Origin of the sequence: Sinorhizobium sp. 22678, assembly GCF_052044265.1 — a bacterium.
Taxonomy (GTDB): Bacteria; Pseudomonadota; Alphaproteobacteria; order Rhizobiales; family Rhizobiaceae; genus Sinorhizobium; species Sinorhizobium meliloti_A.
Map to the genome: position 1 here is coordinate 1 of NZ_JBQEMS010000040.1, position 21,416 is coordinate 21,416.

A 21,416-nucleotide genomic window follows, 5' to 3' on the forward strand; every position below is an offset into this window, starting at 1 on the left:
ATGGCAAAGAGCAAATTTGAGCGCAATAAGCCGCACGTCAACATTGGCACGATTGGCCACGTTGACCATGGCAAGACGTCGCTGACGGCAGCGATCACGAAGTATTTCGGCGAGTTCAAGGCGTATGACCAGATCGACGCTGCGCCGGAAGAAAAGGCGCGCGGCATCACCATTTCGACGGCGCACGTCGAATACGAGACGCCGAACCGTCACTATGCGCACGTCGACTGCCCCGGCCACGCCGACTACGTCAAGAACATGATCACCGGTGCGGCGCAGATGGACGGCGCGATCCTGGTTGTTTCGGCCGCTGACGGCCCGATGCCGCAGACGCGCGAGCACATCCTGCTCGCCCGCCAGGTCGGCGTTCCGGCGATCGTGGTGTTCCTGAACAAGGTCGACCAGGTCGACGACGCTGAACTGCTCGAGCTGGTCGAGCTGGAAGTGCGCGAACTGCTGTCGTCCTACGAATTCCCGGGCGACGACATTCCGATCATCAAGGGTTCGGCTCTGGCTGCGCTTGAGGATTCGGACAAGAAGATCGGCGAAGACGCGATCCGCGAGCTGATGGCTGCGGTTGACGCCTACATCCCGACGCCTGAGCGTCCGATCGACCAGCCGTTCCTGATGCCGATCGAAGACGTGTTCTCGATCTCGGGCCGCGGTACGGTCGTGACCGGTCGCGTTGAGCGCGGCATCGTCAAGGTCGGTGAGGAAATCGAGATCGTCGGCATCCGTCCGACGACGAAGACGACCTGCACGGGCGTTGAAATGTTCCGCAAGCTGCTCGACCAGGGCCAGGCCGGCGACAACATCGGCGCGCTGCTTCGCGGTGTCGACCGCAACGGCGTCGAGCGCGGTCAGATTCTGTGCAAGCCGGGTTCGGTCAAGCCGCACCGCAAGTTCAAGGCCGAAGCCTACATCCTGACGAAGGAAGAGGGTGGCCGTCACACGCCGTTCTTCACCAACTACCGTCCGCAGTTCTACTTCCGCACGACGGACGTGACCGGCATCGTGACGCTTCCGGAAGGCACGGAAATGGTCATGCCGGGCGACAACGTCACGGTTGACGTCGAGCTGATCGTGCCGATCGCGATGGAAGAAAAGCTGCGCTTCGCTATCCGCGAAGGCGGCCGCACCGTCGGCGCAGGCATCGTCGCCTCCATCGTCGAGTAACAAGAAAACGGCTTGAGCCGTTTCGGCAGGGACATGGTCGGCCATGTCCCTGCGATTTTTGAAAAGAAGCGGCTAAGCGAAACGAATACTTCAAGTGTGTGCTTCGTGAGCACACCGGAAAACACGAGCAAGGACAAGTCGAATGAACGGCCAGAATATCCGCATCCGCCTCAAGGCGTTTGATCACCGGATCCTCGATGCCTCCACGCGCGAAATCGTGTCGACGGCCAAGCGCACCGGTGCGAGTGTGCGCGGGCCCGTGCCGCTTCCGACCCGGATTGAGAAATTCACGGTCAACCGGTCGCCCCACGTCGACAAGAAGAGCCGCGAACAGTTCGAGATGCGCACGCACAAGCGTCTTCTCGATATCGTTGATCCGACCCCGCAGACGGTGGACGCGCTGATGAAGCTCGATCTGGCCGCCGGCGTAGACGTCGAGATCAAGCTGTAAGACCCGGCGCAAGCCGAAATAACAAGGAAGGTACGTGGAGTTTCTCCAACGGCTTCCAGGAACAGGAAACCGGAAGGTGTGTGAAGCGCCGGACGGGAACCCTAAACAAGAGGCGTGAACCGATGCGTTCAGGTGTGATTGCACAGAAGGTGGGAATGACCCGCGTCTACAACGACGCCGGCGAGCATATCCCGGTAACAGTATTGCGGCTGGAGAACTGCCAGGTAGTGTCCCACCGCACGGAAGAGAAGAACGGTTATACCGCAGTTCAGCTGGGTGCCGGCCGTTCGAAGGTCAAAAATACGCCGAAGGCCATGCGCGGCCATTTTGCCGCTGCCAGCGTTGAGCCGAAGGCAAAGCTCGTCGAGTTCCGCGTGAGCGCCGACAACCTGATCGACATTGGCGCCGAGCTTACGGCGGGCCATTTCGTCGCCGGGCAGCTCGTGGACGTTACCGGCACCACCATCGGTAAGGGTTTTGCCGGCGCGATCAAGCGCCACAACTTCGGCGGCCTGCGTGCAACGCACGGCGTGTCCGTCTCGCACCGTTCGCATGGTTCGACCGGTTCCAACCAGGACCCGGGCCGCGTCTGGAAGGGCAAGCGCATGGCTGGTCACATGGGCCAGACGCGCGTCACCATGCAGAACCTCGAAGTCGTATCGACCGATGAAGACCGCGGTCTGATCCTGGTCAAGGGTGCAGTTCCCGGCTCCAAGGGTTCCTGGATCGTCGTCCGTGACGCCATCAAGTCGGGCACTCCGGAAGGCGCACCGCGCCCTGCCGCAGTGCGCGCCGCAGAATCGAAGTAAGGGAGCCGAATAATGGATCTCACCGTCAAAACCCTCGAGGGCAAGGACGCGGGAAAGGTTTCCCTTTCCGACGCCATTTTCGGTCTCGAGCCTCGTGAAGACATCATTGCCCGCGTCGTTCGCTGGCAGCTCGCAAAGCGCCAGCAGGGTACGCACAAGTCCAAGGGCCGTGCGGAAGTCTCCCGCACCGGCGCCAAGATGTACAAGCAGAAGGGTACGGGCCGCGCCCGCCACCATTCGGCTCGTGCTCCGCAGTTCCGCGGCGGCGGCAAGGCTCACGGGCCGGTCGTCCGCAGCCATGCGCACGATCTTCCGAAGAAGATCCGCGCACTGGGCCTGCGCCATGCGCTGTCTGCCAAGCTGAAGGCCGAGGACATCATCGTCATCGACGATCTCGTCGCCAACGAAGCAAAGACGAAGGCGCTCGCCGGTGCATTCGCCTCGCTCGGCCTTACCAACGCCCTGATCATCGGCGGAGCCGAGATCGAAGGCAACTTCAAGCTCGCCGCCCAGAATATCCCGAATGTGGACGTTCTGCCGGTTCAGGGCATCAACGTTTACGACATTCTGCGCCGTGGCAAGCTCGTGCTTTCCAAGGCTGCTGTGGAAGCTCTGGAGGAGCGGTTCAAATGACGGATCTTCGCCACTACGACGTGATCGTGTCTCCCTCGATCACTGAAAAGTCGACGCTGGTCTCCGAACAGAACCAGGTCGTCTTCAATGTCGCCAAGGGTGCTTCGAAGCCTGAGATCAAGGCTGCCGTCGAAGCGCTGTTCGGCGTGAAGGTCACGGCCGTGAACACGCTCGTCCGCAAGGGCAAGTTGAAGCGCTTCCGCGGCTTCGCCGGAAAGCAGAAGGACGTGAAGAAGGCGATCGTAACGCTCGCCGACGGTCAGTCCATCGACGTTTCCACCGGTCTCTAACGGATAGGCCCATTAGGGTAAAAACCCAAAAGGGAACAAGAAAATGGCATTGAAAAGTTTCAATCCGACGACGCCGAGCCAGCGTCAACTGGTCATCGTCAGCCGTGCCGGCCTCTACAAGGGCAAGCCGGTCAAGGCGCTGACCGAGGGCCTGTCCTCCAAGGGCGGTCGCAACAACCTGGGCCGCATCACCGTTCGTTTCCAGGGCGGTGGTCACAAGCGGACCTACCGTCTGGTCGACTTCAAGCGTCGCAAGTTCGACGTCGAAGGCACGGTCGAGCGTCTGGAATATGACCCGAACCGCACGGCGTTCATCGCGCTGGTCAACTACGCGGACGGTGAGCAGGCCTATATCCTTGCGCCGCAGCGCCTGGCTGTCGGCGACAAGGTGATTGCCTCGGAAAAGGCCGTCGACGTCAAGCCCGGCAATGCGATGCCGCTGCAGTACATTCCGGTCGGCTCCATCATCCACAATGTGGAGATGAAGCCGGGCAAGGGCGGTCAGATCGCTCGCTCCGCCGGAACCTACGCTCAGCTCGTCGGCCGTGACCAGGGCATGGCGATCCTGCGCCTGAACTCGGGCGAGCAGCGTCTGGTGCACGGCTCTTGCCTCGCATCGATCGGTGCTGTATCGAACCCCGATCACGGCAACATCAATGATGGTAAGGCCGGCCGTTCGCGTTGGCGCGGCAAGCGTCCGCACGTACGCGGCGTCGTCATGAACCCGGTTGACCATCCGCACGGCGGCGGTGAAGGCCGCACCTCCGGTGGTCGCCATCCGGTCACGCCATGGGGCAAGCCCACAAAGGGCAAGCGCACGCGCTCCAACAAGTCGACCGACAAGTTCATTATGCGCTCGCGTCACCAGCGCAAGAAGTAAGAGAGGAAGTCTCAAGTGGCTCGTTCAGTATGGAAAGGTCCGTTTGTTGACGGTTATCTTCTCAAGAAGGCTGAGAAGGTCCGCGAAGGCGGCCGCAACGAAGTGATCAAGATGTGGAGCCGTCGCTCCACGATCCTTCCGCAGTTCGTCGGTCTGACCTTCGGCGTCTACAACGGCAACAAGCACGTTCCCGTCTCGGTGTCCGAAGAAATGGTCGGTCACAAGTTCGGTGAATTCGCTCCGACCCGGACCTATTATGGTCATGGCGCGGACAAGAAAGCGAAGAGGAAGTAACGATGGGCAAGGCAAAAGCCGAACGCCGGCTGAAGGATAATGAGGCGCAGGCAGTTGCGCGCACGATCCGCGTCAGCCCCCAGAAGCTCAACCTCGTTGCCGCGCTGATCCGCGGCAAGAAGGTCGACCGGGCTCTGGCCGAACTCGAGTTCTCGCGCAAGCGCATCGCAGGCACCGTCAAGAAGACGCTTGAATCTGCGATCGCCAACGCAGAGAACAACCATGATCTCGACGTTGATTCGCTCATCGTCGCAGAAGCTTTTGTTGGCAAGTCGATCGTGATGAAGCGCTTCCACGCCCGTGGTCGCGGCCGTGCATCGCGGGTCGAAAAGCCGTTCGCGCACTTGACGATCGTCGTTCGTGAAGTGGAAGCCAAAGGGGAGGCCGCATAATGGGCCAGAAGATTAATCCGATCGGTTTCCGTCTCGGCATCAACCGGACCTGGGATAGCCGTTGGTTCGCGGACAACGCGGAATACGGCCAGCTTCTTCACGAAGACCTGAAGATCCGCGCCTATCTGATGGAAGAGCTGAAGTCGGCCGGTATCGCCAAGGTCGTGATCGAGCGTCCGCACAAGAAGTGCCGCGTGACGATCCACTCGGCACGCCCGGGCCTGATCATCGGCAAGAAGGGCGCCGACATCGAAAAGCTTCGCAGGAAGCTTTCCGAGATGACCAATTCGGAAACGCACCTCAACATCGTCGAAGTGCGCAAGCCGGAAGTCGACGCAACGCTCGTTGCGCAGTCGATCGCTCAGCAGCTCGAGCGCCGCGTAGCGTTCCGTCGTGCGATGAAGCGTGCCGTTCAGTCGGCGATGCGCCTCGGCGCCGAAGGCATCAAGATCACCTGTGCCGGCCGTCTTGGCGGTGCGGAAATCGCCCGTACCGAATGGTATCGTGAAGGCCGCGTTCCGCTGCATACGCTGCGCGCCGACATCGACTACGGCACGGCCGAAGCGGAAACCGCTTTCGGTATCTGCGGTGTCAAGGTCTGGATCTTCAAGGGCGAAATCCTTGAGCATGATCCGATGGCTTCCGAGCGTCGCGCGACCGAGAGTGACAACCAGGGCGGTAGCGGCAGAGAGCGTCGCCGCGAGAACGCGTAACATTCGCGCGTGGCAGCCAATATCGGAGAAGTAAAAAAATGTTGCAGCCAAAGCGTACGAAGTATCGCAAGCAGTTCAAGGGGCGCATCAAGGGCGTCGCGAAGGGCGGCTCTGACCTCGCCTTCGGCGAGTTCGGTCTGAAGGCTCAGGAGCCCAACCGCGTCAATGCTCGCGAGATCGAAGCGGCCCGCCGTGCGATCACCCGTCATATGAAGCGCGCCGGCCGCGTCTGGATCCGGGTATTCCCCGACGTTCCGGTCACGGCAAAGCCGACCGAAGTCCGCATGGGTAAGGGCAAGGGTTCGGTCGAATACTGGGCATGCAAGGTCAAGCCCGGCCGCATGATGTTCGAGATCGACGGTGTCAACGAGGAGCTCGCCCGCGAAGCACTTCGCCTCGGCGCTGCCAAGCTCTCTGTCAAGACGCGCTTCGTGCAGCGTATCGCAGAGTAAGGAGTGAAGCTCATGAAAGCCGCAGATGTTCGCGCTCTGAGCGCCGACCAACTCAAGGAAGAGCTTGCCAAACTGAAGAAGGAGCAGTTCAACCTGCGCTTCCAGAAGGCGACTGGCCAGCTCGAGAAGTCTTCGCGTATCAACGAGGTCCGCAAGGACATCGCACGCATCAAAACCATTGCCCGCCAGAAGGCGGCAGAAGCCAAGGCCTAAGGACCAGAACACTATGCCGAAACGCATTCTGCAGGGCACCGTCGTCAGCGACAAGAACGACAAGACCGTCGTCGTCCGGGTCGAGCGCCGCTTTGCGCACCCGATCCTTCAGAAGACCGTTCGTCGTTCCAAGAAGTACAAGGCTCACGACGAGAACAACCAGTTCAAGGTCGGCGACCTCGTTTCCATCGAGGAATGCGCGCCGATTTCCAAGGACAAGCGCTGGACGGTCGTTTCCGCCCAGTCTTGATTTCTGCAGGTTTTGACCGCCGGACCCTTGCGTCTCGGGCAAATATCTGTATGAAGCACGCAATTAAAGCCGAGGAACGCTCGAGTTCGAGCGTTCTTTTGCTTTGAGATGAGCACAATAAGCCGGGCGAGGGGGTTTCGACCCAACCGGCCTGGTAACAACAAGAAGGCGACCTGACATGATTCAGATGCAAACAAACCTCGACGTGGCGGATAATTCCGGCGCACGTCGTGTCATGTGCATCAAGGTGCTGGGCGGCTCCAAGCGTAAATACGCGTCGATCGGCGACATCATCGTCGTTTCGATCAAGGAAGCCATTCCGCGCGGCCGCGTGAAGAAGGGTGATGTCATGAAGGCTGTTGTCGTTCGCACCGCGAAAGACATCCGCCGTGCGGATGGCAGCGTCATCCGTTTCGACACCAACGCAGCCGTTCTCATCGACAACAAGAAAGAGCCGATCGGCACCCGTATCTTCGGACCGGTTCCGCGCGAACTCCGCGCCAAGAACCACATGAAGATCATCTCGCTGGCTCCGGAAGTACTCTAAGGGAGCGATCAGAGATGCAAAAGATTCGCAAAGGCGACAAGGTCGTCGTTCTGACCGGTAAGGACAAGGGCCGTACCGGCGAAGTCATTCAGGTCATGCCGAAGGAAGACAGGGCTCTCGTGCGCGGCGTCAACGTGGTGAAGCGTCACCAGCGCCAGACTCAGAACCAGGAAGCCGGCATTATCACAAAGGAAGCCTCGATCCACCTTTCGAACATCGCGATCGCCGATCCGAAGGACGGCAAGCCGACCCGCGTCGGTTTCAAGATCGATGGTGACAAGAAGGTCCGCGTGGCCAAGCGTTCGGGAGATGTGATCGATGGCTAAGTCCGCTTATGAGTCCCGGCTCAAGAAGGAATATGTAGAGCGCATCCGCAAGGCGATGCAGGAGCAGTTCTCCTACGCCAACGAAATGCAGATCCCGCGCCTCGACAAGATCGTCATCAACATGGGTGTTGGCGAAGCGACCGGCGATTCCAAGAAGCCGACCGTTGCTGCTGCCGACCTCGCTGCGATTGCCGGCCAGAAGCCGGTCATCACCCGCGCTCGCAACTCCATCGCCGGCTTCAAACTTCGCGAAGGCATGCCGATTGGTGCCAAGGTTACCTTGCGCGGCGTTCGGATGTATGAGTTCCTGGATCGTCTCATCAACATCGCTCTTCCGCGTGTTCGAGACTTCCGCGGCCTCAATCCGAAGTCCTTCGATGGTCGTGGCAACTTTGCCATGGGCATCAAGGAGCACATTGTGTTCCCTGAGATCAACTACGACAAGGTTGATCAGATGTGGGGCATGGACATCATCGTTTGCACGACGGCAACTAACGACGACGAAGCACGCGCTCTTCTCAAAGAGTTCAACTTCCCGTTCCGTCAGTAATCCGTAACGGCAAGCGTAAAGAAGGATAACTGTTATGGCGAAAACGAGCGCAGTTGAAAAGAACAAGCGCCGCCGCAAACTGGTTGCCAATCACGCCGCCAAGCGCGCGGTCCTGAAGGCAATCATCATGAACCAGTCTTTGCCGATCGAAGAGCGGTTCAAGGCCACCCTCAAGCTGGCCGAACTGCCCCGCGATGGGTCCAAGACCCGCATCCGCAATCGTTGCGAAGTCACCGGTCGTCCGCGTGCCTATTATCGCAAGCTGCGCATGTCGCGTATTGCACTTCGCGAACTGGGCAATCTCGGCAAGGTGCCGGGCGTGGTCAAGTCGAGCTGGTAAGGAGACGGGTACATGGCAATGACTGATCCTTTGGGCGATATGCTCACCCGTATCCGCAACGGCGCTGCTCGCCGCAAGTCGAGCGTTTCGACGCCGGCTTCCAAGCTTCGCGCACGCGTTCTGGATGTCCTTCAGGCTGAAGGCTACATCCGCGGATACTCAGAGGTCGAATTCGGCAACGGCAAGGCCGAGCTGAACATCGAGTTGAAGTACTACGAAGGCGCATCCGTGATCCGTGAGATCGCGCGCGTCTCCAAGCCGGGCCGCCGGGTCTATGTCTCGGTCAAGTCCATTCCGCAGGTCGCGAACGGCCTCGGCATCACCATCCTTTCGACTCCGAAGGGCGTGATGGCCGATCACCAGGCACGCGAACAGAATGTTGGTGGCGAGGTTCTTTGCTCGATCTTCTAAGATCGAGCAGGATCTCCATAGCGAACAGACAGGTATAAAAATGTCTCGTATCGGTAAGAAGCCCGTTCAAGTTCCGGCAGGCGTCACGGCTAACGTGGATGGCCAGAAGGTAACGGCAAAGGGCCCGAAGGGCGAACTGTTCTTCGTCGCAAATGACGAAGTTTCGGTGAAGCTCGAAAACAACACGGTTGTCGTTCAGCCGCTCAACGAGAGCAAGGATGCTCGCGCAAAGTGGGGCATGTCCCGCACGATGATCGAGAACATCCTCAAGGGCGTGAAGGACGGTTACGAGCGCAAGCTCGAAATCAACGGCGTCGGTTACCGCGCTTCCATGCAGGGCAAGAACCTGCAGCTCGCGCTCGGTTTCAGCCACGACGTCGTCTACCAGACGCCGGAAGGCATCACGATCGCTGTGCCGAAGCCGACGGAAATCGTCGTCTCCGGAATCAACAAGCAGCAGGTCGGCCAGGTTGCCGCGGAAATCCGCGAATACCGTGGCCCCGAGCCCTACAAGGGCAAGGGCGTCAAATATGCCGAAGAGCGGATCGTCCGCAAAGAAGGCAAGAAGAAGTAAGGATCACGCGAAATGGCTAGCAGGAAAGATACTCTTGTGCGTCGCGCCAGCCGCGTGCGCCGTCAAATCAAGGCGGTTGCCAATGGCCGCCCGCGCCTGTCGGTTCATCGCTCGTCGAAGAACATCTATGCGCAGATCATTGACGATGTTGCCGGCAAGACGATTGCCTCGGCATCGACCCTCGACACGGATCTGCGGTCTTCGCTGAAGACCGGCGCCGATACCGAAGCCGCTACGGCTGTCGGTAAGCTCCTGGCAGAACGTGCTTCCAAGGCGGGCATCAAGGACGTTGTCTTTGATCGTGGCGCCTTCATCTACCACGGCCGCATCAAGGCGCTGGCCGAGGCAGCTCGCGAAGGCGGCCTGAACTTCTAAAGTTCGTCGCCCGGGCCGCAATGCCCGGGCGTAACCCGGCTTCGCAAATCCCCGGCCGCTTCGATTTCCAAGGAAGCGAGGCGGCTTTCGTCAATCTGCCGATTGCACCCGGAAAAGAAAAAGGAAGAGGACAATGGCACAAGAAAGAAGAGGTTCTCGCGAAGATCGCCAGAACCGCGAAGAGCGCGACAGCGAATTTGTCGATAAGCTCGTCGCTATCAACCGCGTCGCCAAGGTGGTGAAGGGCGGTCGTCGTTTCGGTTTCGCCGCTCTCGTCGTCGTAGGCGACCAGAAGGGCCGCGTCGGCTTCGGCCATGGCAAGGCACGCGAAGTGCCGGAAGCCATCCGTAAGGCAACGGAAGCCGCCAAGCGCGACCTGATCTTCGTACCGCTGCGCGGTGGCCGCACTCTGCACCACGACGTGCACGGCCGTCATGGCGCCGGCAAGGTGCTGCTGCGCTCGGCCAAGCCCGGTACCGGTATCATCGCCGGTGGCCCGATGCGCGCCGTCTTCGAGACGCTCGGCGTTCACGACGTCGTAGCCAAGTCGACCGGTTCGTCGAACCCCTACAACATGGTTCGCGCTACCTTCGACGCGCTCAAGAACCAGATGCACCCGAAGGATATCGCGGCACAGCGCGGCATGAAGTACGCCACGCTCCAGTCCCGTCGCGTTTCCGCCGGCGTTGCTTCCGAAGAATAAGGGAGCTGACAGATGGCTAAGAAGGAAGTTGCCAAGAAGACGGTTACCGTCGAGCAGATCGGTAGCCCCATTCGCCGTCCGGCCGTGCAGCGTCAGACGCTCGTCGGTCTGGGCCTCAACAAGATGCACCGGGTACGCACGCTGGAAGACACTCCGGCCGTTCGCGGGATGATCCGGGCCGTCCAGCACCTCGTTCGCGTCGTCGACGAGAAGTGAGGGGGATCGAGATATGAAACTGAATGAAATCAAGGACAACGAAGGCGCGACCAAGAACCGCAAGCGTCTGGGCCGCGGTATCGGCTCCGGTTCCGGCAAGACGGCCGGTCGCGGTGTAAAGGGTCAGAAGGCGCGTTCGGGCGTCGCGATCAACGGCTTCGAAGGCGGTCAGATGCCCATCTACCGCCGCCTGCCGAAGCGCGGCTTCAACAACATCTTCGCTTCGGAGTTCGTTGTCGTGTCGCTCGGCCGGATTCAGGCCGCAGTCGATGCCAAGAAGCTGGACGCCTCCAAGACCGTCGATGCCGCCGCTCTCAAGGCCGCCGGCGTTATCCGCCGCGTCAAGGATGGTGTGCGCGTTCTCGCCGACGGCGAACTGAAGGCGAAGGTTTCGCTCGAAGTTGCCGGCGCCTCCAAGCCTGCGATCGAGAAGATCGAGAAGGCTGGCGGTTCCGTCAAGCTGCTCTCCGCAGCCGCTGAATAAATATGACTGATGAACCGCCCGGGGTGCTTCACGCCGGGCGGTTTTGCTCCCATATGTGAGCCTCACGTCCAAGCGCAGCGAATCGGCTGCCGCGACGGGACATAACGGAAACCACGGTGAGGCATCCGATTGCAGCGACAATCGCCTCGCGCCTGGTTTTCCACGACGAAAACTGATTCCATCCGGAACGACCGGGTTTTCCCGTGTTTCCGAGACTTGGTACGCGGAGAATTGCATGGCTTCTGCAGCGGAACAGCTCGCCTCGAACCTGAATTTTTCGACTTTCGCCAAGGCGGAAGATCTGAAAAAGCGCCTTTGGTTCACTCTCGGTGCGCTTCTGGTCTATCGACTTGGCACCTACATTCCGTTGCCGGGCCTTAACCCGGACGCATTCGCGCAGGCATTTCAGGGGCAGTCGGGGGGCATTCTCGGCCTCTTCAACATGTTCTCGGGCGGCGCGGTCGAGCGCATGGCGATCTTCGCCCTCGGCATCATGCCCTACATTTCCGCATCGATCATCGTGCAGCTCATGACGTCGGTCGTTCCGGCGCTCGAGCAGCTGAAGAAAGAGGGCGAGCAGGGCCGCAAGGTCATCAACCAGTACACCCGCTACGGCACGGTGCTGTTGGGCGCGATGCAGGCCTACGGTATTGCCGTCGGTCTCGAAAGCGGCAGCGGTCTCGTCAACGATCCGGGCTGGTTCTTCCGGATTTCCACCGTTATTTCGCTGCTCGGCGGCACGATGTTCCTGATGTGGCTCGGTGAGCAGATCACCTCCCGCGGCATCGGCAACGGTATTTCGCTGATCATCTTCGCCGGCATCGTCGCCGCTCTGCCCTCGGCGCTTGCCGGAACCCTTGAGCTCGGCCGTACCGGTGCTCTGTCAACGCCTCTCATCCTTGCGATTATCGTCATGGTCGTCGGCGTGATCGCGTTGATCGTCTTCGTCGAGCGCGCGCAGCGCCGCCTGCTGATCCAGTATCCGAAGCGCCAGGTCGGCAACCGCATGTTCCAGGGCGACACGTCGCACCTGCCGCTGAAGCTCAACACCTCGGGTGTGATCCCGGCGATCTTCGCGTCGTCGCTTCTCCTGCTGCCCGCCACGCTCGCCGGCTTTGCCAACACCGCGACCATGCCCGACTGGGCAACGGCGATCGTCGGTGCGCTCGCTCACGGTCAGCCGCTCTATATGATCCTTTACGGTGCGATGATCGCCTTTTTCGCCTTCTTCTATACGGCCATCGTCTTCAATCCGAAGGATACGGCCGACAATCTGAAGAAGCATGGCGGGTTCGTTCCGGGCATCCGCCCGGGTGAACGCACGGCCGAATACATCGATTACGTGTTGACGCGCATCACCGTCATCGGCGCGATCTACCTGGTCTTTGTCTGCATCCTGCCTGAGATACTCATCTCGCAGACAGGGGTGCCGTTCTACCTTGGTGGTACGTCGCTTTTGATTGTTGTCAGTGTGACCCTCGATACGGTAGCACAGATCCAGGGTCACCTCATTGCCCAGCAATATGAGGGGCTGATCAAGAAGTCGAAGCTGCGCGGAGGAAAGAGGGGACGATGAGGTTAATTTTTTTGGGACCGCCGGGCGCTGGCAAGGGTACTCAGGCCAAGCTTCTGACGGAGAGATACGGCATTCCGCAGCTTTCCACGGGGGATATGCTTCGGGCGGCCGTAGCTCAGGCGACCGAGGTCGGCAAGCGGGCGAAAGCCGTGATGGATGCCGGCCAGCTCGTCTCCGACGAAATCGTCAATGAGATCGTCTCCGACCGCATCGATTCGCCGGATTGCGCAAGGGGCTTCATTCTCGACGGCTATCCGCGCACGGTCCCGCAGGCCGTAGCGCTCGACGGGATGCTTGAGGCAAAAGGCTTGAAGCTCGATGCGGTCATCGAGTTGAAAGTCGATGAGGCAGCTCTTGTGCGGCGCATGGAGAATCGCGTAGCCGAAACCGTCGCGGCCGGCGGCACCGTACGCTCGGACGACAATCCGGAAGCATTCCGGCGGCGTCTGCAGGAATATCGGGAAAAGACCGCTCCGCTTTCGGAACACTACGCCCGAACCGGTCGGTTGAAGACCGTGGACGGCATGGCGGATGTGGATACGGTTACGGCCGAGATCGAGAAGATTCTGGTATAGGCATTGCCTTTGCCAAAATGGAAGCGCCGGGGAGTTGACTTTTTCGGCCGATTCCTCCAAAGACTGCGTCAACTCGCGACAAGAGAAGCGATCGGCGCGGTCTTCAACGAAATGAAGTCCGGGTACGGTCGTTTTTGACGTGTCTCGAACCTCAATCAACGAGCGGCTCTTAAGGTCGCGTAACGAAGCACCTATTGCCTGTAGGCAACTGGAACGCAAGGAGAATAGACGTGGCACGTATCGCTGGCGTCAACATCCCGACCGCAAAGCGCGTCGTCATCGCGCTGACGTATATTCACGGGATCGGCACGAAATTCGCACAGGAAATCATCGAGAAGGTCGGCATTCCGGCCGAGCGTCGCGTTCACCAGCTGACGGACGCTGAGGTCCTTCAGATCCGTGAAACGATCGACCGTGACTATCAGGTCGAGGGTGACCTGCGTCGCGAGACCTCGATGAACATCAAGCGTCTGATGGATCTCGGCTGCTATCGCGGTCTGCGCCATCGTCGCGGCCTGCCGGTGCGCGGTCAGCGCACGCATACCAATGCCCGCACCCGCAAGGGTCCGGCAAAGGCGATCGCCGGCAAGAAGAAGTAATTTCCCGAAAAGGGAAAACGGGAGGCTGGCGCACGCGCCGGCCTCCTTTTGCAGTTTGGGAAGGGCAAGTGTCCGACCAATGCGAGTGCCGTTACCGGTTTCTCGGAATGCTCGCGAAGCCGGTGTCCCGGCTGTCGCGAATTGTAAGATGCAGGGCAGGGGACGACCAATCCTTTTCCCGGTGGAGCCGCTGGAATTACGGCGGTGCAGAGATCTAAGAAAGGGATCCTATGGCCAAGGAAGCCACCCGCGTTCGCCGTCGCGAGCGCAAGAACATCACGTCTGGCGTCGCACACGTCAATTCGTCGTTCAACAACACGATGATCACCATTACCGACGCGCAGGGCAATGCTATTGCCTGGTCGTCCGCCGGTGCGAAGGGTTTCAAGGGTTCGCGCAAGTCGACCCCGTTCGCCGCGCAGATCGCCGCTGAAGATTGCGCCAAGAAGGCTCAGGAACACGGCATGAAGTCGCTGGAAGTGGAAGTTTGCGGTCCTGGTTCCGGCCGCGAATCCGCTCTTCGCGCGCTCCAGGCTGCAGGTTTCATGATCACGTCGATCCGTGACGTGACCCCGATCCCGCACAATGGCTGCCGTCCGCGCAAGAAGCGCCGCGTCTGATCATCTGTATTCAACATTCCGGTGAGGACGTTCCGGTGTCCTCCCGGTCTTCGGGGCTCGGTTGTCACGATTGGATGGTGGCAACGAACGGAAGGCAGAAAACATGATCCAGAAAAATTGGCAGGAATTGATCAAGCCGAACAAGGTGGAGTTCGCCTCCTCCGGCCGCACCAAGGCAACGTTGGTCGCGGAGCCGCTTGAGCGCGGCTTTGGCCTGACGCTCGGCAACGCGCTTCGTCGCGTCCTATTGTCGTCGCTGCGCGGTGCTGCCGTAACCGCGGTTCAGATCGACGGCGTATTGCATGAGTTCTCTTCTATCCCGGGCGTGCGGGAAGACGTGACCGACATCGTGCTCAACATCAAGGAAATCGCCATCAAGATGGATGGCGACGACGCAAAGCGCATGGTCGTGCGCAAGCAGGGTCCGGGCGTCGTGACCGCCGGTGACATTCAGACGGTTGGCGACATCGAGATCCTCAACCCGAACCACGTGATCTGCACCCTCGACGAGGGCGCGGAAATCCGCATGGAGTTCACCGTCAACAACGGCAAGGGCTACGTACCGGCTGACCGCAACCGCTCGGAAGATGCGCCGATCGGCCTCATTCCGGTCGACAGCCTGTACTCTCCGGTCAAGAAGGTCTCCTACAAGGTGGAAAACACCCGTGAAGGCCAGGTTCTCGACTACGACAAGCTGACGATGTCCATCGAAACCGATGGCTCCGTCACCGGCGAAGATGCGATCGCTTTCGCGGCCCGCATCCTTCAGGACCAGCTGTCGGTCTTCGTCAACTTCGACGAGCCGCAGAAGGAAACCGAGGAAGAGGCAGTCACCGAACTCGCCTTCAACCCCGCGCTTCTCAAGAAGGTCGACGAACTGGAGCTTTCCGTCCGTTCGGCCAACTGCCTGAAGAACGACAACATCGTCTATATCGGCGACCTCATTCAGAAGACCGAAGCAGAAATGCTCCGTACGCCGAATTTTGGTCGCAAGTCGCTCAACGAGATCAAGGAAGTTCTCGCTTCCATGGGCCTGCATCTCGGCATGGAAGTGCCGTCCTGGCCGCCGGAGAACATCGAAGACCTCGCCAAGCGTTACGAAGACCAGTACTAACCTATTAGACTGCGGGCGGATGCCTGCAAGTAAAGGAGAATAGCCATGCGCCACGGTAAAGCCGGCCGCAAGCTGAATAGAACCGCCAGCCACCGCAAGGCGATGTTTGCCAACATGGCAGCTTCGCTGATCGAGCACGAGCAGATCGTCACGACCCTGCCGAAGGCCAAGGAAATCCGTCCGATCGTGGAAAAGCTCGTCACGCTCGGCAAGCGCGGCGATCTGCATGCCCGCCGCCAGGCGATCTCGCAGATCCGCGACGTTGCCGTCGTCTCGAAGCTGTTCGACGCGATTGCCTCGCGCTACGCCACCCGCAACGGCGGCTACCTGCGCATCATGAAGGCAGGTTTCCGCCAGGGCGACAATGCCCCGCTCGCCGTCATCGAATTCGTTGACCGCGACGTCGACGCCAAGGGTTCGAAGGACCGCGCCCGCGTTTCTGCCGAAGCCGAAGCAGCCGAAGCGGCCTGATCCGATCGGTTGACGAAACCTTTCAAGCGGCCGGGGGCTGATCGCCTCCGGCCGCTTTTTTGTTGGTTTTATTGAAAGTAGAAGTAGATCCTCATTCCTGTGCCTCTCAAATCCTGTGACAGGCAAAGGAAAATATGAGGGTCGGGAGAGGGTGTCGCGGGACCTTGGCCGGTGCGGCTCTCCCGGCTTGCGCCTTTATTCCGCTCTGGCGTGCGACCGTACGGGTGCGGTGGCCTGGCGCCGCCACCGCAGAAACCGCTTTCTGACGGCGCGCCAGGCGACGAGCACCGCCACAAGGAACAGATAAAGCATTTGCTCAGGGCCTACGACCTTGACCGACATGGCGAAATGCAGCGCGCCGGCCGCAGCAATCACGTAGACGAGCCTGTGAAGCTTGTTCCATCGTTGCCCAAGGCGCCTTATCGACCAGTTGTTCGATGTAACCGCCAGCGGGATGAGCAGCACGAGGGCTGCCATGCCGATGGTGATGAAGGGACGGCGGGCGATGTCGGCGAGAATGGCCGGGAGAAGGAGCGTCTGGTCCAGCACCATATATGTGAGGAAATGCATCATCACATAGTAAAAGGCGAGGAGGCCCAGGGCGCGGCGGTATCTGAGCCAGTTGACGCCGAACAGGTCGCGAATCGGCGTGATCGTCAGCGTGGCAATCAGGAAGCGGAGGGCCCAGATGCCGAGCAGGTGCTCGAATTCCTTGACTGCATTGCCGGGCAGCCGACCGGTGGCTCCAAGATAGAACCCCCAGGCGGCCGGTATGAGGCCGAGCGTATAGAGCGCCCAGATCGAAGGGCCGTGCAATCGTTTCGGCAGGGCAGGAAGGCTCGGCATCCTCAGAAATTCACCCTGAGGTCCATGCCGGCGTAGAGGTTCGCAACCTCTTCTGCGTAGCCGTTGAAGGGGAGCGTATCGCGGCGATTGGCGCCGAAGAAGCCGCCTTCGCCGATACGGTTTTCGGTCGCCTGGCTCCAGCGGGGATGATCGACGGCTGGATTCACATTGGCATAGAAGCCGTATTCACTCGGCCCGGCGAGGTTCCAGGTGCACGGCGGCGGCGTCTCGGTCAGAGAGATGCGCACGATCGATTTGATTCCCTTGAAGCCGTATTTCCACGGTACCACCAGGCGGATCGGTGCGCCGTTCTGGTTCGGCAGCGTCTTGCCATAGAGCCCTACGGAGAGGATCGTCAGCGGGTGGCGCGCTTCGTCGAGCCTCAAGCCTTCCCGGTAGGGCCATTCCAGGGGCTGGAAATAACCGGACTGGCCCGGCATTTCCTCCGGCCGGACCACGGTCTCGAAGGCGACATATTTCGCGCTTCCGAGCGGCTCGACCCTGTCGAGGAGCGCGGCCAACGGAAAGCCGACCCAGGGAATGACCATCGACCACGCTTCGACGCAGCGCATCCGGTAAATTCTCTCTTCCAGAGGGAAGGCCAGGAGCTCCTCCAGGCCGAATTCCCGCGGCTTGCCGACCAATCCGTCGACCTTCACCGTCCAGGGCGCCGGCTTGAAGTTTGCGGAGTTGGCAGCCGGATCGCCTTTGCCGGTCCCGAATTCATAGAAGTTGTTGTAGGTGGTGGCGTCCTTTTCCGGCGTGACGGGCTCATCGACCCTGTATTTGCTCTTGGACGCGTCGAGTGCGGCCGCGCGGCTCGGCTTGGGCACGGCGAGGGCCAGGCTTCCGGCCGCGGCGGCGATGAAGGTCCGCCGATCCAGGAAGAAGCGCTCCGGGGTGATTTCGGCAGCGGCAATCTTCGGCGTGCGATAGCTGGGCATGGGGTCTCCTCGGTGTCATTCGACTTTTTCTAATACGCAAATGAGCAGAGTTTCGATCACCGGAAAAGGCTGGCGAGACCACGTTTTCGTGCATGACTCGTGAACGTCGCCTGCGTCTTTGGGAGCGCAAGGCCGAGCAATTGGCGCGCAGCATGTACTCCTATGAATTCCCTGATGAAACGACCCCTCCTTGCGGCTGCATTGCGTTGGATTGTCGGGCGACAGGTTTGCCTTTTTCCGTGCGAAATCCTATCTGAACGTAGCTGCAACGAAAGGGAGAATGCTTCATGATCTTCGGCCATCGCGCTCTCGCGGCTCTCGTGCTTGCTGTTGCCATATCGTCACCTGCGATGGCCCAGGATGCCAGGACCGTGCCGCAGTCGCGGTCGGAGATGCAGCTCTCTTTCGCGCCACTCGTCAAACAGACGGCGAATGCAGTTGTGAACGTGTATGCCGAGCGCGTGGTGGAGCGTCGCTCGATCTTTGCCGGAGACCCTTTCTTCGAGGAATTCTTCGGGCAGCGGATGCCGAATCGCACCGAGAAGCAGTCGTCTCTGGGGTCGGGCGTGATCGTCGGCCGCAATGGCCTGGTCGTGACCAACAACCATGTCATCGAGGGCGGCGACGATATCAAGGTGGCGCTCGCCGACGGGCGTGAGTTCCCCTGCAAAGTCATATTGAAGGATGATCGCCTCGATCTGGCCGTCATGAAAATTCAGTCGGACGGTCCGTTCGACATCGTCCCGATCGGTGGTTCCGACGCGGTGGAGGTCGGCGACCTGGTTCTGGCGATGGGCAATCCCTTCGGCGTCGGGCAGACGGTGACGAGCGGCATCGTGTCGGCGCTCGCCCGCAACCAGATTTCCAACGGCGATTTCGGCTTTTTCATCCAGACGGATGCGGCGATCAATCCGGGCAATTCCGGCGGCGGCCTGATCAACATGAAGGGCGAGTTGATCGGAATCAACACCGCGATTTTTTCGAGAGGCGGCGGTTCCAACGGCGTGGGCTTTGCGATCCCCGCCAACCTGGTCAAGGTTTTCGTTGCCTCCGCTGAAGGAGGCAACGGCTCGTTCATCCGTCCCTTCGTCGGGGCGACTTTCGAGCCGGTGACTTCCGATGTGGCCGAGGCGCTCGGGCTTGAGCGGGCCCGCGGGGCGCTGGTGACGGCGGTCGTCGCAGGCGGTCCGGCGGAGAGCGCCGGCATGCGCCCCGGACAGGTGGTCACCGCCGTCAACGGCATACCGGTCGAACACCCCGATGCGCTTGGTTATCGTCTGACCACCGTGGGGATCGGCCACGAGGCGCGGGTTACGATCTCGGAGAACGGCAGTTCGCGCGAAATCGCCCTCAAGCTTGAGCGGGCGCCGGAAACACAGCCACGGGACGAACGGCTGATCGAGGGGCGCAACCCCTTCGCCGGCGCTGTCGTGGCAAATCTCTCGCCGCGGCTTGCGGACGAGTTGCGCATGCCCACGTCGCTGCAGGGTGTGGTCATCACCGAGATCAATCGCGGCTCGCCGGCTGCACGTATCGGCCTGGAACCGAAAGATATCGTTCGTTCAGTCAACGGGACGGCAATCGATAGTTCGAAGACGCTGGAAGGCGTCGTCGCCGAGGATGCCTCCTTCTGGCGTGTCGAGATCGAGCGCAACGGCCAGATCATCCGTCAGTTCTTCCGATGAGCGATCTCTTCGCCCCCCATGAGCCTCCTGAAATGGCCTCGGCAAGGCCGCTGGCCGATCGCCTGCGCCCGCGCACGCTGGCGGAGGTGACCGGCCAGGAGCATCTGACCGGCCCCGACGGCGTGCTCACACGGATGATCGCTTCCGGATCCCTCGGCTCGATGATCTTCTGGGGCCCGCCGGGAACCGGCAAGACAACGGTTGCCCGTCTGCTTTCAGGCGAGGCAGGTCTCGCATTCGAGCAGATTTCGGCGATCTTTTCCGGCGTTGCGGATCTTAAGAAGGTATTCGAATCTGCGCGCGCCCGGCGCATGTCGGGGCGCCAGACGCTGCTTTTCGTCGACGAGATCCACCGGTTCAACCGGGCGCAGCAGGACAGCTTCCTGCCGGTCATGGAGGACGGCACCGTCATCCTGGTCGGCGCCACCACCGAGAACCCGTCTTTCGAGCTTAACGCCGCGCTTCTGTCGCGGGCGCGCGTCTTGACGTTCAAGCCGCATGACGAGGCCAGCCTCGAGGAACTTCTGAAGCGGGCGGAGGCAGCCGAGGGCAAACCGCTGCCGCTCGATGACGACGCGCGGGCCAGCCTGATCCGCATGGCGGACGGGGACGGCCGGGCGGTGCTGACGCTGGCGGAAGAGGTATGGCGGGCGGCGCGCCGGGACGAGATATTCGATTCCGCCGGACTTCAGGAGATCGTCCAGCGCCGCGCGCCGGTATACGACAAGGGCCAGGACGGCCATTACAACCTGATCTCGGCGCTCCATAAATCCGTTCGGGGCTCCGACCCGGACGCGGCGCTCTATTATCTCTGCCGCATGTTCGATGCCGGGGAGGATCCGCTCTATATCGGCAGGCGGCTCGTGCGGATGGCGGTCGAGGATATCGGCCTTGCCGATCCGCAGGCACTGGCGATCTGCAATGCCGCCAAGGATGCCTATGATTATCTCGGGTCCCCCGAAGGGGAACTGGCTCTTGCCGAGGCCTGCGTCTATCTTGCAACGGCGCCGAAATCCAACGCCGTCTATACCGCCTACAAGGCGGCGATGCGCGCGGCCAAGGAGAACGGATCTCTGCTGCCGCCGAAGCATATCCTCAACGCTCCGACGAAGCTCATGAAGGGGGAAGGCTACGGCGACGGCTACCGCTACGATCATGACGAGCCCGACGCATTCTCTGGCCAGGATTATTTCCCCGAGAAGATGGGCAGAAAGACCTTCTACGACCCTCCGGAGCGCGGCTTCGAACGTGAGATCCGCAAGCGGCTGGAGTGGTGGAACAAGCTTCGGCGCGACCGGAATTCGTGAGGGTTCGCCCCAGCTCCGTCACTCCCGCAGGGCTGCCTTGCCACAGGATACCTTGTTGTCGCGATGAGCCCGTGGCATAGAAGAACCACATCGCAGACGGCTGCACGGATCGAATGGATCCGAACTTCCGCGGGGACGGCCTCGCTCCACATGAAGGAGTTCGAAATGGCCTGGTTCACGCTGTTGCTCGCCGGAATTCTCGAAATCGGCTGGGCGATCGGTCTCAAATACACGAATGGATTTACGCGGTTCACGCCGACTGTGCTGACGGTCGGGTCGATGATCCTGAGCGTCGTTCTGCTCGGAATAGCGGTGCGTTCGCTGCCGCTTGGCACGGCCTATGCCGTGTGGACCGGCATCGGCACCGTGGGTACCGTCATTCTCGGCATCATTCTGTTCGCAGAGCCGGCAACGGCGATGCGCCTCGGCTGCATCGGCCTCATCGTCGCGGGCATCGCGGGTCTGAAGCTCGTCGGCTGACGTGTTCGACCACTGAAAGTCTGCCCCTCATCCGGCCTGCCGGCCACCCTCTTCGCGCCAGCGGGGCGAAGAGACTCGCGGCGCCCCGGCAGGGGGATGAGGAGCAAGTGACCCTTCACG

Annotated in this window: 33 protein-coding genes; 31 read left to right on the forward strand and 2 right to left on the reverse strand. The window is 60.8% G+C overall.

The genetic code is table 11. The annotated features are described in order from the left end of the window. The 28 genes from tuf to rplQ all read left to right on the forward strand — a co-directional run bounded on the left by tuf (nt 1) and on the right by rplQ (nt 16,034). Entirely contained in the window at nt 1-1,176 is a 1,176-nt protein-coding gene (gene tuf / locus ACTJKL_RS30695) for an elongation factor Tu (RefSeq protein ID WP_100672242.1), read from the forward strand. A 142-nt stretch (nt 1,177-1,318) separates the two neighbouring features. Continuing rightward, a complete protein-coding gene (gene rpsJ, locus ACTJKL_RS30700; protein WP_003507767.1) occupies nt 1,319-1,627 on the forward strand; it encodes a 30S ribosomal protein S10 in 309 nt (102 codons plus the stop codon). A 122-nt stretch (nt 1,628-1,749) separates the two neighbouring features. Next, nucleotides 1,750-2,436, forward strand: coding sequence for a 50S ribosomal protein L3 (rplC, locus tag ACTJKL_RS30705; RefSeq protein ID WP_440854660.1), 687 nt, complete (start codon nt 1,750-1,752; stop codon nt 2,434-2,436). Between the two features lie 12 nt (nt 2,437-2,448). Beyond that, entirely contained in the window at nt 2,449-3,069 is a 621-nt protein-coding gene (rplD, locus tag ACTJKL_RS30710) for a 50S ribosomal protein L4 (RefSeq protein ID WP_003536623.1), read from the forward strand. Continuing rightward, a complete protein-coding gene (locus ACTJKL_RS30715) occupies nt 3,066-3,359 on the forward strand; it encodes a 50S ribosomal protein L23 (protein WP_003536621.1) in 294 nt (97 codons plus the stop codon). Before rplD ends, ACTJKL_RS30715 begins: the two co-directional genes overlap by 4 nt. Before the next feature lie 43 nt (nt 3,360-3,402). Beyond that, nucleotides 3,403-4,239, forward strand: coding sequence for a 50S ribosomal protein L2 (gene rplB / locus ACTJKL_RS30720; protein ID WP_018099552.1), 837 nt, complete (start codon nt 3,403-3,405; stop codon nt 4,237-4,239). Nucleotides 4,240-4,254: 15 nt separating this feature from the next. Further along, nucleotides 4,255-4,533 carry a 30S ribosomal protein S19 gene (gene rpsS / locus ACTJKL_RS30725; protein ID WP_002964358.1) on the forward strand — a complete coding sequence of 93 codons (279 nt, stop codon included), beginning with the start codon at nt 4,255-4,257 and terminating at the stop codon, nt 4,531-4,533. Between the two features lie 2 nt (nt 4,534-4,535). Next, nucleotides 4,536-4,925 carry a 50S ribosomal protein L22 gene (gene rplV, locus ACTJKL_RS30730; protein WP_003536535.1) on the forward strand — a complete coding sequence of 130 codons (390 nt, stop codon included), beginning with the start codon at nt 4,536-4,538 and terminating at the stop codon, nt 4,923-4,925. After that, nucleotides 4,925-5,638, forward strand: a complete 714-nt coding sequence (gene rpsC, locus ACTJKL_RS30735) for a 30S ribosomal protein S3 (RefSeq protein ID WP_018099553.1) — start codon at nt 4,925-4,927, stop codon at nt 5,636-5,638. The genes rplV and rpsC overlap by 1 nt, the downstream gene beginning before the upstream one ends. A gap of 38 nt (nt 5,639-5,676) precedes the next feature. After that, nucleotides 5,677-6,090 (forward strand): 50S ribosomal protein L16, encoded by a 414-nt coding sequence (rplP, locus tag ACTJKL_RS30740; protein ID WP_003536531.1) that lies wholly within the window; start codon nt 5,677-5,679, stop codon nt 6,088-6,090. A 12-nt stretch (nt 6,091-6,102) separates the two neighbouring features. Continuing rightward, entirely contained in the window at nt 6,103-6,303 is a 201-nt protein-coding gene (gene rpmC, locus ACTJKL_RS30745; RefSeq protein WP_003536529.1) for a 50S ribosomal protein L29, read from the forward strand. A gap of 13 nt (nt 6,304-6,316) precedes the next feature. Then, the gene (gene rpsQ, locus ACTJKL_RS30750) at nt 6,317-6,553 is read left to right on the forward strand and encodes a 30S ribosomal protein S17 (protein WP_003536527.1); all 237 of its coding nucleotides are present in this window, start codon (nt 6,317-6,319) and stop codon (nt 6,551-6,553) included. Between the two features lie 178 nt (nt 6,554-6,731). Beyond that, the gene (rplN, locus tag ACTJKL_RS30755; RefSeq protein ID WP_003536525.1) at nt 6,732-7,100 is read left to right on the forward strand and encodes a 50S ribosomal protein L14; all 369 of its coding nucleotides are present in this window, start codon (nt 6,732-6,734) and stop codon (nt 7,098-7,100) included. A gap of 14 nt (nt 7,101-7,114) precedes the next feature. Continuing rightward, nucleotides 7,115-7,426 carry a 50S ribosomal protein L24 gene (gene rplX, locus ACTJKL_RS30760; RefSeq protein ID WP_003536524.1) on the forward strand — a complete coding sequence of 104 codons (312 nt, stop codon included), beginning with the start codon at nt 7,115-7,117 and terminating at the stop codon, nt 7,424-7,426. Beyond that, nucleotides 7,419-7,976: a 50S ribosomal protein L5 gene (gene rplE / locus ACTJKL_RS30765; RefSeq protein WP_003536522.1), complete on the forward strand. Its 558-nt coding sequence runs from the start codon at nt 7,419-7,421 to the stop codon at nt 7,974-7,976. The genes rplX and rplE overlap by 8 nt, the downstream gene beginning before the upstream one ends. A 34-nt stretch (nt 7,977-8,010) precedes the next feature. Then, nucleotides 8,011-8,316 carry a 30S ribosomal protein S14 gene (gene rpsN, locus ACTJKL_RS30770; RefSeq protein WP_003536519.1) on the forward strand — a complete coding sequence of 102 codons (306 nt, stop codon included), beginning with the start codon at nt 8,011-8,013 and terminating at the stop codon, nt 8,314-8,316. A gap of 12 nt (nt 8,317-8,328) precedes the next feature. Next, entirely contained in the window at nt 8,329-8,727 is a 399-nt protein-coding gene (gene rpsH, locus ACTJKL_RS30775; RefSeq protein ID WP_003536517.1) for a 30S ribosomal protein S8, read from the forward strand. A 40-nt stretch (nt 8,728-8,767) separates the two neighbouring features. After that, nucleotides 8,768-9,301 (forward strand): 50S ribosomal protein L6, encoded by a 534-nt coding sequence (gene rplF / locus ACTJKL_RS30780; protein WP_003536514.1) that lies wholly within the window; start codon nt 8,768-8,770, stop codon nt 9,299-9,301. Nucleotides 9,302-9,313: 12 nt separating this feature from the next. After that, a complete protein-coding gene (gene rplR, locus ACTJKL_RS30785) occupies nt 9,314-9,676 on the forward strand; it encodes a 50S ribosomal protein L18 (protein WP_003536512.1) in 363 nt (120 codons plus the stop codon). 133 nt (nt 9,677-9,809) lie between these two features. Continuing rightward, nucleotides 9,810-10,379, forward strand: a complete 570-nt coding sequence (gene rpsE, locus ACTJKL_RS30790) for a 30S ribosomal protein S5 (RefSeq protein ID WP_003536510.1) — start codon at nt 9,810-9,812, stop codon at nt 10,377-10,379. Between the two features lie 12 nt (nt 10,380-10,391). Continuing rightward, nucleotides 10,392-10,595, forward strand: a complete 204-nt coding sequence (gene rpmD, locus ACTJKL_RS30795) for a 50S ribosomal protein L30 (RefSeq protein ID WP_003536508.1) — start codon at nt 10,392-10,394, stop codon at nt 10,593-10,595. Between the two features lie 13 nt (nt 10,596-10,608). Beyond that, a complete protein-coding gene (gene rplO, locus ACTJKL_RS30800; RefSeq protein ID WP_018099555.1) occupies nt 10,609-11,079 on the forward strand; it encodes a 50S ribosomal protein L15 in 471 nt (156 codons plus the stop codon). 235 nt (nt 11,080-11,314) lie between these two features. Further along, nucleotides 11,315-12,655: a preprotein translocase subunit SecY gene (gene secY / locus ACTJKL_RS30805; protein WP_018099556.1), complete on the forward strand. Its 1,341-nt coding sequence runs from the start codon at nt 11,315-11,317 to the stop codon at nt 12,653-12,655. Next, nucleotides 12,652-13,230: an adenylate kinase gene (locus ACTJKL_RS30810; RefSeq protein ID WP_100672246.1), complete on the forward strand. Its 579-nt coding sequence runs from the start codon at nt 12,652-12,654 to the stop codon at nt 13,228-13,230. Before secY ends, ACTJKL_RS30810 begins: the two co-directional genes overlap by 4 nt. 230 nt (nt 13,231-13,460) lie before the next feature. Continuing rightward, entirely contained in the window at nt 13,461-13,829 is a 369-nt protein-coding gene (gene rpsM / locus ACTJKL_RS30815; protein WP_003536498.1) for a 30S ribosomal protein S13, read from the forward strand. 230 nt (nt 13,830-14,059) lie between these two features. Further along, nucleotides 14,060-14,449, forward strand: a complete 390-nt coding sequence (rpsK, locus tag ACTJKL_RS30820) for a 30S ribosomal protein S11 (protein ID WP_003536496.1) — start codon at nt 14,060-14,062, stop codon at nt 14,447-14,449. Between the two features lie 103 nt (nt 14,450-14,552). Further along, nucleotides 14,553-15,563, forward strand: coding sequence for a DNA-directed RNA polymerase subunit alpha (locus ACTJKL_RS30825; RefSeq protein ID WP_003536494.1), 1,011 nt, complete (start codon nt 14,553-14,555; stop codon nt 15,561-15,563). Nucleotides 15,564-15,608: 45 nt separating this feature from the next. Continuing rightward, a complete protein-coding gene (rplQ, locus tag ACTJKL_RS30830; RefSeq protein ID WP_003536492.1) occupies nt 15,609-16,034 on the forward strand; it encodes a 50S ribosomal protein L17 in 426 nt (141 codons plus the stop codon). Between the two features lie 195 nt (nt 16,035-16,229). Here rplQ and msrQ read toward each other — a convergent pair whose 3' ends face one another. Next, nucleotides 16,230-16,880: a protein-methionine-sulfoxide reductase heme-binding subunit MsrQ gene (msrQ, locus tag ACTJKL_RS30835; protein ID WP_440854661.1), complete on the reverse strand. Its 651-nt coding sequence runs from the start codon at nt 16,878-16,880 to the stop codon at nt 16,230-16,232. Between the two features lie 2 nt (nt 16,881-16,882). Further along, nucleotides 16,883-17,824, reverse strand: coding sequence for a protein-methionine-sulfoxide reductase catalytic subunit MsrP (gene msrP, locus ACTJKL_RS30840; RefSeq protein ID WP_440854662.1), 942 nt, complete (start codon nt 17,822-17,824; stop codon nt 16,883-16,885). Nucleotides 17,825-18,111: 287 nt separating this feature from the next. Between msrP and ACTJKL_RS30845 the strand changes: the two genes are divergently transcribed. The 3 genes from ACTJKL_RS30845 (at nt 18,112) to sugE (ending at nt 21,296) form a co-directional block, all read left to right on the forward strand. Then, nucleotides 18,112-19,509 (forward strand): DegQ family serine endoprotease, encoded by a 1,398-nt coding sequence (locus ACTJKL_RS30845; RefSeq protein ID WP_440854663.1) that lies wholly within the window; start codon nt 18,112-18,114, stop codon nt 19,507-19,509. After that, nucleotides 19,506-20,816: a replication-associated recombination protein A gene (locus ACTJKL_RS30850; protein ID WP_100672250.1), complete on the forward strand. Its 1,311-nt coding sequence runs from the start codon at nt 19,506-19,508 to the stop codon at nt 20,814-20,816. Before ACTJKL_RS30845 ends, ACTJKL_RS30850 begins: the two co-directional genes overlap by 4 nt. A 165-nt stretch (nt 20,817-20,981) precedes the next feature. Continuing rightward, nucleotides 20,982-21,296, forward strand: coding sequence for a quaternary ammonium compound efflux SMR transporter SugE (gene sugE / locus ACTJKL_RS30855; RefSeq protein WP_275598067.1), 315 nt, complete (start codon nt 20,982-20,984; stop codon nt 21,294-21,296). Nucleotides 21,297-21,416 lie beyond the last annotated feature (120 nt).